The organism is Extensimonas vulgaris, assembly GCF_003337425.1.
Lineage (GTDB): Bacteria > Pseudomonadota > Gammaproteobacteria > Burkholderiales > Burkholderiaceae_C > Extensimonas > Extensimonas vulgaris.
Genome location: NZ_QPJU01000002.1, coordinates 193,406 through 206,261, shown reverse-complemented (window position 1 = coordinate 206,261; position 12,856 = coordinate 193,406). Strand labels below are relative to the sequence as shown.

Sequence of the window (12,856 nt, the reverse complement as noted above, 5' to 3'; positions counted from 1 at the left end):
TTTCCCGCCGGGCGCTGCGCTCCTCGGCGCAGCCAGAAAGGGCGGGGATACCTCACGGGCCTTCGCTGCGCTCGGCCTTGGTCTGACAAGCTCCCGTCGTTGCGAGCCCCACGAGGGCGCGGCAATCCAATCGTGTCCATTGCGGCGTGCGCAATCCTCACGGATTTCCGCTGCGCTTGCGCGCTCGCCGTGGCGGTCTCATGCGCGCGGCTTCGATTGCCGTCGTCGCGTGCGCACTGCTTCGGCCAGGCCGCGCAACACAGGCACGGTCTGCGCCCAGCCGATGCAGGCGTCTGTCACCGAGACGCCGTGGCGCAGCGGCTCGCCGGGCACGATGTCCTGGCGGCCTTCGTGCAGGTGGCTTTCGATCATCACGCCCATGATGCGCGCGTCGCCCGCGGCGATTTGCTGCGCGACCTCGGCCGCGACCGCGATCTGGCGCTGGTGCTGCTTGAGGCTGTTGGCGTGCGAGACGTCGATCATCACCTGCGGGCGCAGCCTCGCGGCCTGCAGCAGCTGGCACGCGGCGTCCACGTCGGCAGGGCCGTAGTTGGGCTGCTTGCCGCCGCGCAGGATCACGTGGCAGTCCTGGTTGCCGCGCGTCTCGAAGATCGCGGCCTGCCCCATCTTGGTCATGCCCATGAAGGCGTGCGGCGCCTGCGCGGCCACAATGGCATCGACGGCCACCTTCACGCCGCCGTCGGTGCCGTTCTTGAAGCCCACGGGGCACGAGAGGCCGCTCGCGAGCTGGCGGTGGCTCTGGCTTTCGGTCGTGCGCGCGCCGATCGCGCCCCAGCTCACCAGGTCGCTGATGAACTGCGGGCTCAGCAAGTCGAGAAACTCCGTGCCCACGGGCAGGCCCAGCGCGAGCACGTCGAGCAGCAGCCGGCGCGCCATCTCCAGCCCCTCGTTGATGGCAAAGCTGCCGTCGAGGTGCGGGTCGTTGATGTAGCCCTTCCAGCCCACCGTGGTGCGCGGCTTTTCGAAATACACGCGCATCACGACGAGCAGCGCGTCCTGCAGCGCCTGCGCCTCGCCCTGCAGGGCGCGCGCGTATTCGAGCGCCTGGTCGTGGTCGTGGATCGAGCAGGGCCCGACGACGACCACGAGCCGGTCGTCCTGTCCGTGCAGCACGCGCGCGATCGCGGCGCGGCTTTGCTCCACGAGCTGCTGCGCGGCCTCGGGCGCGGGCAGCCACTCCTGCAGCAGCGCCGGCGTGACCAAGGGGCGCACGGCCTTGATGCGCGTGTCGTCGGTGCGCGTGTGGTCGTGCGTGGAGAGCGGCGCGGCGGCGGGGAGGACATGCTGGGTCATGGTGGTTTGCTATTAATTCAGGATCGATTTTTACAAAAGAAAACGGCCTCTTGCGCAGATTCATCAAGCGCAAGCAGCTATCGAATCAAGTGCGGATTTTGCCTATTTTTGCAGCCGTATCCGCGGCCTCGTCGGCCCCTGCGTCGGCACTGTCTCCTGCCGCCTGGCGCGCAAGCCAGCGCGGCACGGCGGGCCGCGCGAGGCGCTGCAGCTGTTGCAACATGCCGAAGTCCGGCTGCGCCACGCCCCAGTGCGCACGCAAATCGTGCTGCATGCGCGTGAGCAGCGCCGCGGCCATTTCGGCGTCGGCGAGCGCGCGGTGCGCGCGGCCCGTGGCCGGCAGCTGCAGGTGCGTTGCCAAGTGGCCCAGGCTGTGGCTGCCCGCCTGCGGATACAGGCGCCGTGCGAGCAGCACCGTGCAAACGAAGGGCTGCGGCGCCGCGAGCCCGGCCAGCGCGAGCTCGTGTTGCCAGAACTTGCGGTCGAACGCGGCATTGTGCGCGACCATGGGCACGCCCTGCACCAACCGCGCCGCCTCGCGCATCACCTCGGCCGCGGGCGGCGCCGCATCGACCATGGTCTGCGTGATGCCTGTGAGCCGCGTGATGAACGGCGACACCCAAGCACCGGTGCGCATCAGGCTTTGAAAGCGCTCCACCACGCGCCCGCCTTCGAGCAGCACCACCCCCACCTCGGTCGCCCGCGCCCCATCGCCGGGCGCCATGCCCGTGGTTTCGAAGTCGATGACGGCGATGCGGTGTGGCATGGTGCTGAGGAGAAATTGGGGCAGAAATCGGGGTCAGAAATCGGGGTCAGATTCCAATCAGAAATTGGGGTCAGAAATTGGGGTCAGATTCCAATTATTGGCGAAGGTGACGGGGCAGAGGGAGGGTGCCGGGAGGTGCGCCCGGCGGCGCACCTACTTTTCTTGTCTCGCCAAGAAAAGTAGGCAAAAGAAGGCGACCCTGCTGTCTGCGTCCCTGTGCGCCTGACCGGCGCCCAGGGCAACCTGCGGTGCTCGCGCCCGGCGGGGTCGCGCGAAACTCGCTGCGCTGCGCTTCGCTCAGACAATCGCGCGCCCTTTCCCCGCCGGGCGCTGCGCTCCTCGGCGCAGCCAGAAGGGCGGGGGTACCACACGGGCCTTCGCTGTGCTCGGCCTTTTTGGTGGGGGCAGATTCCAATTTCCTGCGCGGCTTTCTTCGAGGCGAAGATTGAAACATGCCTCGGTTGGAGAATCATAGCCAAATACGCCTTTCAGGCAGATTTATCAAGCGCAAGCAGCTACTGATAAAAGAGCAATCAGCCTACCCCACCCTCACACCGCCGCGCGCTGGCGCAGCGCAAAGGGCGGGAGACCCTGGAGCAGGCGTTGGCCGTAGGCCGTGCGGGTGAGGCGGCGGTCGTAGCAATAGACATGCGCCTGGTCTTGCTCGGTGCGGATCGCGCGGCCCACCCACTGCGCGAGGCGGATGGCCGTGGCGGGTACCACGAGTTCGCTGAAGGGGTCGCGCCCCACGGCGCGCAGCCACTCGGCGCGCGCTTCGCCCACGGGGTCGTCGGGCGGGGCGAAGGGCAGCTTGGCGATGAACACCGATTCGCACAGCCGCCCCGGCAAGTCCAGCCCTTCGCCGAAGGACTGCATGCCGAAGATGATGGAAGGCTCGCCCGCGGCCACGCGCGTGCGGTGGCGCGCGAGCAGCTGCGCGCGCGGCAGCGTGTTTTGCACCAGCACCACGCCGCGCAAGGCGGTGGGCAGCGCCTCCACGGCAAGGCGCATTTGCTCGCGCGAGGTGAACAGCACGAGTGCGCCGGCCTGCACGTGCACGAGGTCGTGCAGCAGCGCATCGACCATTTCGGCACCGTAGGCGCGCGCGTCGCGCGGGTCGGCGCGCGTTTCGGCGGCGATCAGCGTGCCCTGCGTGCTGTAGTCGAACGGGCTGGGCACTTCGAGCGTGCGCACCGCCGCGTCGCCGTGCAGGCCTGCTTCGCGCAGAAAGAAGTCGAACTGTCCGCAGCTCGTGAGCGTGGCCGAGGTGAGCACCGCGGCGCGCACCTCGCTCCACAGCCGCGCCTTGAGCATGGGCCCCGGCAGGATGGGGCTGGCGTGCGCGCGCAGCACGGCAAAGTCGCCCGCGCCTTCGAGCGTGAACCATTTGGCGTAGGGGGCCGCTGCGGATTCGCCGCCCGCTGCGACGTCGGGCCCGGCATTTCCTCGCGCGCCCTCCGCCCCGTCCTTGCCTTGCGTCCGCTGTGCCCGCTGCGCCGACGCTTCGATCAGCAGCGCCTGCGCGCAGGCGTGCAGGCCTTCGAGCCGCGGCGCCAGCGTGCCGACTTGCGCGTACAGCAGCGAGAGCGTGCGCGCCTCTTGCGGGCGTTCGCGTATGGCCTCACGCAACGCCTGCGCGACGGCGCTCAAGCACGACAGATACTCCGCAGCGCTTGCGGCCAAGCTGTTCAAGGGCTCGACGAGCGCCTCGGGCAGCACGCCGCGCGGCACGCGCACGCGCGCGCTGCTCCAGCCCTCGCCCCAAGCCCGGCCCGGCCCGGCGGATGCGCCCTGCGTGGCCGGGCGCAGCGCCGCGCCGTAGTGGTCGAGCACGCAGCGTCCGAAGTCCTGCGCACCCTGGCGCAGCTGCGCTGCGTGGCGCGGCAGCTCGGCGAGCTGCGGCACCTCCACCAGCGTGGCCACGCGCAGCGCGCGGCTCGTGAGCCGGTCTATCCAGCCCAGCCGGCTCAAGTCCATGCTGCTCGCGAACTGGCTCAGCGCCGTGGCGGGCAGGTGGTGCGCCTCGTCGAGCACCAGCAGGCAGTTGTGCAACTCGGGCAGCGTGCGCGAGCCCAGCGACGACAGCAGCAAGTCGTGGTTCACGACGATCACCTGCGCGCCCACGAGCTCCTTGCGCTTTTCGAAATAGCTGCAGTGCGCGAACGCCGGACAGTATTTGCCCGTGCACGAGGCCGCCTCGGCCGCCACGGGCGCCCAGAGCTCGGCCTCGGGCGGCGGATCGAGGGCGTCGCGGTCGCCGTCCCAGCTGCCGCGCGCGAGCGATTGCGCCAGCGTGGCGTAGAACTGCTGGCGCGCCTCGGCCGCGTGGTGGGGCTCGGCGGCGCGTGCGGCGGCCTCCTCGTCGGGGAAGAAGTCGTCCTCTGCCATGCCAGACTCACCGCTTGGCGCCGCGAGCCGGTCGAGCTTGAGCTGGCACACGTAGCGCCCGCGCCCCTTAGCGAGCGCGAACTTGAAGGGCTGCGGCAGGCGCGCGGCCAGCGCGGGCAAGTCCTTGTGCACGAGCTGCTCCTGCAGCGCCACCGTGGCCGTGGAGATCAGGACGCGCGTGTTGCGCGCGAGCGCCAGTGCCACCGCGGGCGCGCCATACGCGAGCGACTTGCCCACGCCCGTACCCGCCTGGATCACGGCGATCGCACGACCTGGGTTGGCACCGCTCTCGGCCGCAGATTCCGCGGCGGGGGGGTCACTGGCTGGCACCTTGTCGGGCGCAGCCTCGGATTCGGCGCCCGGGCCCTTGCCCAGCGTGGCCACACTGAACACGCGCGCCACCTCCTCGGCCATGCGCCGCTGCCCCGCGCGGCTGCGAAAACCCTCGGTGGCCTGTACCACCGCATCAAACGACTGCAGGGCCGCAGCGGCCCATTCACTGGAAGACATGGGCGAGAGTGTGGCACGGATGCCGGCGTGGCCCTGCGCGACACTTGGCAGCGCACCTGGCGACCAAGCGACGCGCGCGTTCGGTGCTACTCATGCCTGCGCCGACGGCCCTATCTCCGTCTCCGACCGGCGCGAGCGCGGCATCTGCACCACGGCTTCCTGCGCCGCGCCAGCGGGCGGCTGGGCGGCCTCGGTGCGCGTGCTCGCGCAGCCCGGCGCACAACTGCTGCACCCGCCGCAGCCGGACGGCGCCGGCAGCGCACGCGCGAGGCGCGGGTGCACGCGCGCCAGCCGCGCGCGCCAGCCGGCCGGCAGCCAGCGCCACAGCAGATAGGCCAGCGCCAGCGCGACGAGAGCGATGCTCAAGACTTGTTGCCACATACCCTACCCTCCGAAGGCCAGCGCCACGCGGTACGTGATGAAGCTCGCCACATAGGCGAGCGCAAACAGGTAGCCCGCCAGGATCAAGGGATAGCGCCAGCCGTTGGTTTCGCGCCGCACCGCCGCGAGCGTCGAAATGCACTGCGGCGCGAACACGTACCACACGAGCAGCGCGAGCGCCGTCGCGAGCGACCAATCCTGCGCAAGCACCGGGCCGAGTTGCTCGGCCACGTCATCGCCCGTGGCCGAAAGCGCATACACCGTGCCGAGCGCGCTCACGGCCACCTCGCGCGCGGCCATGCCAGGCACCAGCGCCACGGCGATCTGCCAATGGAAACCGATCGGCGCGACGAGCGGCTCGAGCAACCGGCCTATGCGCCCGGCGATGCTGTATTCGATCGCCGCGCCCGCAGCCCCCGCGGGCGGCGCCGGGTATGAGGAAAGGAACCACAGCAGGATGGACACGGCCAAAATGATGCCGCCCACGCGGCGCAGAAAGATCAGCGCGCGCTCGTACAGCCCGAACGCCAGGCTGCGCAGGCTGGGCCAGCGGTAGGCCGGCAGCTCCATGAGCAAAGGCGTGGGCCGCGGGTTGCGACGCGCCCACTGCGCGAGCGCCGCCACAGCCATGGCGCTCACGATGCCGCCCACGTAAAGCGCAAACAGCACCAGCCCCTGCAGGTTGAAGACGCCGCCCACGCTGCGCGCAGGGATGAAGGCGCCGATCAGCAGCGCGTACACCGGCAGCCGGGCCGAACAGGTCATGAGCGGCGCGATCATGATGGTCACGAGCCGGTCGCGCCAGTGCGTGATCGAGCGCGTCGCCATCACGCCGGGCACGGCGCAGGCAAAGCTCGACAGCAGCGGGATGAACGAGCGCCCCGACAGCCCCACCTTGCCCATCAGGCGGTCGAGCAAAAAGGCCGCGCGCGGCAGGTAGCCCGAATCCTCGAGCGCGAGGATGAACAGGAACAAGATCAATATCTGCGGCAAAAACACCAGCACGCTGCCGGCGCCGCTGAGCACGCCGTCGGCGAGCAGGCTGCGCAAAGGGCCGGGCGCCATGTGCGCGCGCACGCCGTCGGCAAGCCAGGCCACGCCGCCCTCGATCGCGTCCATGGGCCACTGCGCCCAGCTGAACACCGCCTGGAACATCAAAAACAGCGTCACCGCGAGCAGCAGCATGCCCCACAACGGGTGCAGCACCACGGCGTCGATGCGGTCGTCCAGCTGCAAGGTCTGCGCGGGCGCGCGCACCGCCAGCGCGAGGATGCGCCGCACCTCCTGGTGCATGGCGAGCACGCGCTGCGCCGGGTCTGCGGGCAAGGCCGCGAGCGCCGGCGGCACGGGCTGCGGCGCCATGGCCTGGGGCGCAGCGGCGACGGTGTCCAGCCACTGCAGCAGCTCGCGCGCGCCGTCCTGGCGCACGCCCACCGCCGCGAGCACGGGCATGCCGAGCTCGCGCGCGAGCACCTCGCGGTCGATCGCTATGCCCTGGCGCTGCGCCACGTCGCTCATGTTGAGCACCAGCACCGCGGGCAAACCGAGCGCGCGCACTTCGAGCACCAGGTGCAGGTTCAAGCGCAGGTGCGTGGCGTCAGTCACGCACACGAGCACATCAGGGCGCGGCGCGTCGGCACGGCGCCCGAGGATGATGTCGCAGGTCACGGCCTCGTCGAGGCTGTGCGCGTCCAGGCTGTAGGTGCCCGGCAGGTCGAGCACCTGCACGCGCCGCCCGCCCGGCGTGCGCAGCAGCCCTTCCTTGCGCTCCACGGTCACGCCCGCGTAATTCGCCACCTTCTGGCGTGCGCCGGTCAGCAGGTTGAAGAGCGCCGTCTTGCCGCAATTGGGGTTGCCCAGCAGCGCGATGCGCAAGTCGCGCGCCTCCTTGCTCAGATCGGTATGCGCAGCAGTGGCGGCACTGGTCATGGCGTTGGCTCCGGCCGCACGCGCACCAGCGCAGCCTCGGGGCGGCGCAGCGCGAACGTCGCCTGCCCCACGCGCACCGCCAGCGGATCGCCGCCTGGAAAGCCCCGCGCCAGCACCCGCACGGGCTCGCCGGGCAAAAAGCCTATCTCCATCAGGCGCAGCAGCACCTCACGCTCCTCGTCGTCGCGCGCCGGCTGCAAAGCCACGACTTCGGCGGGCACCCCTTTGGCGAGCGCGTCCAGGCCCACCGCTGGGGCCGGGGGCGCACCGTCAGGCGCCACAACGGCACCATCGTTCATCGCGGTCATGATAGAGAAGGAAACCCAAAGATGATAGTAATTCTCATTTTAGCGCGGTATCTTCCGCGCACCATCGTCGATGGCATATTCACGGCCTTTGGCTTTGGAAAGCACAAGCACACAGGAAAGTCGTCACGCCCATGAACCCCTGCCTACACTGCGGCGCCTGCTGCGCGAGCTTGCGCGTGGATTTTGCCGTGTTCGAGCTGCAGTCCCAAGGCGGCACGGTGCCGGACGGCCTGGCGGTGGAGGTCAACGCCCACCTCTGCCGCATGCGCGGCACCGACCATGTGCCCCCACGCTGCGCTGCGCTTTGTGGCAGCGTCGGCGTGCAAACGAGCTGCGGCATCTACGAATGGCGTCCCGCACCCTGCCAGGAGTTCGCCGCCGGCAGCCCCGCCTGCAACCGCGCGCGCCTGCACCACGGGCTGGCGCCGCTCGACGACTGAAAGCTCCCAGCGCTAGGAGCCTGTCGGACTTTGGGCGTCGAAAGCGAGAAGGTGCCCCAGCGAGGCCAGTTTTTGCCGGATTCGCAGCCCCATAGTGGTGCTATGGGGCAAGAAGCCGGTAAAAAATGGGCCGCTGCGGCGCATTCGCAGCCGACGATTCCAAAGTCCGACAGGCTCCTAGACGTGGGCACGTCCCACGGGCAGACGTAAACAATTTGTCACAAGCCATAGACACAATGCGCGGCCATGCGCTCGGCGGGGTGCGCTGACGTCTTGTGGATGCGCGCTTTCGCAAGCCACTTTTTCAAGCTTTTTTGTCGTCAAAGCGTCGTATTTCCATCGCCATCCACTATGAAAAATGATTTTTCGCACGAACCGGCAAAACCCAGAGGCCGCCTGGCCCGACGACTGCTGTGGGCCTTTGCTGCAGTGCTGTTGCTGGCGCTGATGGGCACGACCATAGGCATCTGGTCGCTGTGGCAGATCCGCACCGCCACCGAGCACATGGTGCGCTACCACATAGGCAACGAGCGCCTGGTGGCCGATGCCTTCCGCTTGCAGGCCATCAACGCCGAGCGCTACAAGGCGATTTCGCTGAGCTCCGAGCCCGAGGTCAGTGAGGTGCTGGGTGCGGACATCGCCGGCACGCAGCAGCAGTACGACGCGCTCTTGCAGCAGTTGGGCCAGCGCCTGCAAAGCGCCGACGAGCGCACACTGCTCACGCGCATCGAAGCCGCGGGCAAGGACTTTGCCCAGGCACGCGCCGAACTCGTGGCCGCGCGCGACTCGAACTTCACCGAGCGCATTCGCAAGGTGTATGGCGAGCGCTTTTTGCCCTCGTCGCAAGCCCTGCTGAGCGCGCTCGAAACGCTGAGCAAGACGCAACGCAAGGCCATTGACGGCGCCGCAACAGAGATTGACCGCCTGAGCGCGCTGGCGCGCGGGGCACTGCTGGCGTTCAGCGCGCTCGCGCTGCTGCTCGGCGGCCTGCTCGCGCTGTGGCTGGTGCGCCGCATCACGCACCCCATTGCGCTCGCGGGCGCCACGGCCGAGCGCGTGGCCCGACTCGACCTGGGCCATGAAATCACCGGCCACGAGCACGACGAGGCCGGGCGCATGCTGGGCGCGCTCGCCGTGATGCAGGACGCGCTGCGCGCGCTGGTCACGCAGGTGCGCCAGTCGGCGCAGAACATACGCACGGCGTCCTCGGAAATCGCCAGCGGCAACGCGGATCTTTCCAGCCGCACCGAGGCCGCCGCGGCGAGCCTGCAGCAGACTGCCGCAGCGCTCGAACACCTGACGGCGCGCGTCACGCAGGCGGCGGCCGCCGCCGAACGCGCACAGGAAATGGCGAGCCACGCCGCCGCCGAAGCCCGGCAAGGCGGCGGCGTGGTCACGCAAATGGTGGCCACGATGCAAGGCATCCACCAGGCTTCCGGCAAGATCGCGGAAATCACCGGCGTGATCGACGGCATTGCCTTCCAGACCAACATCCTTGCGCTCAACGCAGCCGTGGAGGCTGCGCGCGCAGGCGAACATGGCCGCGGCTTTGCCGTGGTGGCGACCGAAGTGCGCCAGCTGGCCACGCGCTCGGCCGAGGCCGCGCGTGAGATCAAGGCCTTGATCGGCAGCTCCACCGAGCGCGTGCAAGCGGGCTCGGAACTCGCCGCCGCCGCGGGCAGCGCCATGCAGCGCATCGTCGGCTCGATCGAGCAGGCCGCAACGATGATGGCCGAAATCAACGCCGGCACGCAGGCCCAGCACCACGACATAGGCCAGATCCACAGCGCCGTGGCACAGCTCGACCGCATGACGCAGCAGAACTCGGCCCTGGTCGAAGAATCCGCCGCCGCCGCGGCCAGCCTGCACGGCCAGGCGCAGGAACTCGCGGGCCTGATCAGCCGCTTCGTGCTGCCAGGGGTCTCTGAGCTCCCGGGCGAAGACGCTCCCTACCCGCGACCCGCCCCGCGCCAGCCGCTGCGGCTCGCCGGCGCCTGAAGGCCGCGCGGTAAAACTCAGCCCTAGCAGCCTGTCGGACTTTGGAATCGTCGGCTGCGAATGCGCCGCAGCAGCCCATTTTTTACCGTCTTCTTGCCCCATAGTCCCGCTATGGGGCGGCGAATCCGGCAAAAACTGGCCTCGCTGGGGCACCTTCTCGCTTTCGACGCCCAAAGTCCGACAGGCTCCTAGGCCGGCGTGCGCGGCACGTAAAGCTCGCCGCCAGCGCTGCGAAATTCCACGGCTTTTTCCTGCAGGCCCTTGGCGGCAAAGTCGCGCACTTCCTGCGTGATCTTCATCGAGCAGAACTTGGGGCCGCACATGGAGCAAAAGTGCGCGACCTTGGAGGCGTCCTTGGGCAGGGTTTCGTCGTGGAATTCGCGTGCGGTTTCGGGGTCCAGCCCTAAATTGAACTGGTCTTCCCAGCGAAACTCGAAGCGCGCCTGGCTCAGGGCGTCGTCGCGCGCGCGTGCGCCCGGGTGGCCCTTGGCGACGTCGGCCGCGTGCGCGGCGATCTTGTAGGCGATGATGCCCTGCTTGACGTCGTCGCGGTCGGGCAGGCCCAGGTGCTCCTTGGGCGTGACGTAGCACAGCATGGCCGTGCCCATCCAGCCGATCATCGCGGCGCCGATGGCGCTGGCGATGTGGTCGTAGCCGGGCGCGATGTCTATGGTCAGCGGGCCCAGGGTGTAGAACGGCGCCTCGTGGCAGTGCTTGAGCTGCTCGGCCATGTTCGCCTGGATCATGTGCATGGGCACGTGGCCCGGGCCTTCGATCATGGTCTGCACGTCGTGCTTCCAGGCGATTTGCGTGAGCTCGCCCAGCGTGTGCAGCTCGGCAAACTGGGCTTCGTCGTTCGCATCCGAGGCGCAGCCGGGGCGCAGGCCGTCGCCCAGGCTGAAGGCCACGTCGTACTGCTTCATGATGTCGCAGATGTCCTCGAAATGCTCGTACAGAAAGCTCTCGCGGTGGTGCGTGAGGCACCATTTGGCCATGATGGAGCCGCCGCGCGAGACGATGCCGGTGCGCCGCCCCGCCGTGAGCGGGATGTAGGCCAGGCGCACGCCCGCGTGGATGGTGAAGTAATCGACCCCTTGCTCGGCCTGCTCGATGAGCGTGTCGCGGAAGATCTCCCAGGTCAGGTCTTCGGCCACGCCGCCGACTTTTTCGAGCGCCTGGTAAATCGGCACGGTGCCGATCGGCACGGGGCTGTTGCGGATGATCCAGTCGCGCGTGGTGTGGATGTTTTTGCCCGTGGACAGGTCCATCACCGTGTCGGCGCCCCAGCGGATGGACCAGACGAGCTTTTCGACCTCTTCCTCTATGCCCGAGGTCACGGCCGAATTGCCGATGTTGGCGTTGATCTTGACGAGGAAGTTGCGCCCTATCGCCATGGGCTCGATTTCGGGGTGGTTGATGTTGGCCGGGATGATCGCGCGGCCGCGCGCCACCTCGTCGCGCACGAATTCGGGCGTGATGCGCTCGGGGATGCTCGCGCCCAGCGGGTTGCCGCGCAGGCGCTGCTCGCGCGCAGCGTCCTGCAGGTATTGCTGCATCCAGGCGCGGCGGCCGTTTTCGCGGATGGCCACGTATTCCATTTCGGGCGTGACGATGCCGCGGCGCGCGTAGTGCATTTGCGTGACGTTGTGCCCGCTGCGCGCGCGCAGCGGCTGGCGCTGCAGACCGGCCGATTCGGCACGCAGCTGCGCGAGGCGCTCGGCGTCTTCGCTCTTTTGCCCGTCGTCGAGCGCTACGGGCGGGCGGCCTGCGTAGGGCTCGGTGTCGCCGCGCGCGGCGATCCAGCCGCTGCGCACGCCGGGCAGGCCGCGGCGCACGTCGATCACCACGTCGGGGTCGGTGTAGGGGCCGGAGGTGTCATAGACGCTGACCTGCTCGCCATTGGTGAGCGTGATGTCGCGCACGGGCACGCGCAGATCGGGGTGCAGCTGGCCGGGCAAATAGGCTTTGCACGAGGCCGGGAAAGGGGCGCGCGTGAGAGCGAGCAGCTCGGTGAATTTTTCACGCGCAAGGGCGTCGGGGGCGTTCATGGGCAGGTCTCCTGGTTCCGGATGGGACGGGCTGCTCCGAAATGAACCTGCTGCCCTCCCCCGCACACAGACGCGTTGGGGCGGCACATCGGGCTCTTCTTCCGCCGGTATGAACCGGATCAAGTTCGTCGGGTTCGCAGCGGGTTTGTCATGCAAACCCGCTGCATCTCAGCGCCTTGGCACACCCCGGAGCAAGGACAAGTATAGGCGGCTGCGGATTTTTGCGTACGCCTGTGCGTACGCCTCGGCGTCCATGGCACCGGCCACGGACTTCTCGCCCGCGACCAAACTGCCACGCCAGCCGCCTCGCCATCATCCCGCGTCCCAATGAACAATCTGGGTTGAACACTGCACTAGTGTAGTGTTCGATGCTTGATGCGACAAATAAAACCGATGGATTTTTGGTCTGGGCAAGGCGCAAACCGCAGCGATACCGGGTGGTATCGCGAGGATTTGCAACGCGGCCCGGGCCGAAAAGACGCGGTTTTATGTCGCAGATAGCGTCGAACACTACACTAGAATCAATGGGTTTTGCTTACAACGACTCATAACGCGAGACAAACCATGTACGGAGAGTTCAGCCTCTATGGCGTCTTCATCCCCACCCTCGTGGGGCTGATGCTGCTTGCTTATCTGCTGCACAACGGCGTGCGCCTGGTGCTGCTGCGCACTCAGGTGTACCGCTACGTCTGGCACCCGCCATTGTTCGATCTGGCCCTGTACGTGCTGGTACTCGGCGCCTTGTTTGCGCTCGTGCGCACCTGGGCGGCCTGA

Annotated in this window: 10 protein-coding genes and 1 riboswitch; of the genes, 3 read left to right on the top strand and 7 right to left on the bottom strand. The window is 68.4% G+C overall.

The window, feature by feature from the left end:
* Nucleotides 1-198: 198 nt before the first annotated feature.
* The 6 genes from DFR45_RS03900 to DFR45_RS03875 all read right to left on the bottom strand — a co-directional run bounded on the left by DFR45_RS03900 (nucleotide 199) and on the right by DFR45_RS03875 (nucleotide 7,596).
* Nucleotides 199-1,314, bottom strand: a complete 1,116-nt coding sequence (locus DFR45_RS03900) for a 3-deoxy-7-phosphoheptulonate synthase (RefSeq protein WP_114482384.1) — start codon at nucleotides 1,312-1,314, stop codon at nucleotides 199-201.
* A gap of 85 nt (nucleotides 1,315-1,399) precedes the next feature.
* Nucleotides 1,400-2,080: a 3'-5' exonuclease gene (locus DFR45_RS03895; RefSeq protein WP_114482383.1), complete on the bottom strand. Its 681-nt coding sequence runs from the start codon at nucleotides 2,078-2,080 to the stop codon at nucleotides 1,400-1,402.
* A 549-nt stretch (nucleotides 2,081-2,629) separates the two neighbouring features.
* Entirely contained in the window at nucleotides 2,630-4,978 is a 2,349-nt protein-coding gene (gene dinG / locus DFR45_RS03890; RefSeq protein ID WP_114482382.1) for an ATP-dependent DNA helicase DinG, read from the bottom strand.
* A 90-nt stretch (nucleotides 4,979-5,068) separates the two neighbouring features.
* Nucleotides 5,069-5,359, bottom strand: coding sequence for a hypothetical protein (locus DFR45_RS03885; RefSeq protein ID WP_114482381.1), 291 nt, complete (start codon nucleotides 5,357-5,359; stop codon nucleotides 5,069-5,071).
* Between the two features lie 3 nt (nucleotides 5,360-5,362).
* Entirely contained in the window at nucleotides 5,363-7,288 is a 1,926-nt protein-coding gene (gene feoB, locus DFR45_RS03880) for a ferrous iron transport protein B (RefSeq protein WP_114482380.1), read from the bottom strand.
* Entirely contained in the window at nucleotides 7,285-7,596 is a 312-nt protein-coding gene (locus DFR45_RS03875; RefSeq protein WP_421781689.1) for a FeoA family protein, read from the bottom strand. The genes feoB and DFR45_RS03875 overlap by 4 nt, the downstream gene beginning before the upstream one ends.
* A 131-nt stretch (nucleotides 7,597-7,727) precedes the next feature.
* On the opposite strand from DFR45_RS03875, the gene DFR45_RS03870 reads away from it, so the two are divergent.
* On the top strand, nucleotides 7,728-8,036 hold the full coding sequence (locus DFR45_RS03870; RefSeq protein ID WP_114482379.1) for a YkgJ family cysteine cluster protein: 309 nt from the start codon (nucleotides 7,728-7,730) through the stop codon (nucleotides 8,034-8,036).
* Between the two features lie 351 nt (nucleotides 8,037-8,387).
* The gene (locus DFR45_RS03865; protein ID WP_114482378.1) at nucleotides 8,388-10,034 is read left to right on the top strand and encodes a methyl-accepting chemotaxis protein; all 1,647 of its coding nucleotides are present in this window, start codon (nucleotides 8,388-8,390) and stop codon (nucleotides 10,032-10,034) included.
* 188 nt (nucleotides 10,035-10,222) lie between these two features.
* Here the strand turns inward: DFR45_RS03865 and thiC are convergent, their stop codons facing one another.
* Complete coding sequence (gene thiC / locus DFR45_RS03860) at nucleotides 10,223-12,082, bottom strand: phosphomethylpyrimidine synthase ThiC (protein ID WP_114482377.1); 1,860 nt, start codon at nucleotides 12,080-12,082, stop codon at nucleotides 10,223-10,225.
* Between the two features lie 79 nt (nucleotides 12,083-12,161).
* Nucleotides 12,162-12,281, bottom strand: a riboswitch (TPP riboswitch).
* 365 nt (nucleotides 12,282-12,646) lie between these two features.
* Here thiC and DFR45_RS03855 point away from each other — a divergent pair.
* Complete coding sequence (locus DFR45_RS03855) at nucleotides 12,647-12,856, top strand: DUF1656 domain-containing protein (RefSeq protein ID WP_114482376.1); 210 nt, start codon at nucleotides 12,647-12,649, stop codon at nucleotides 12,854-12,856.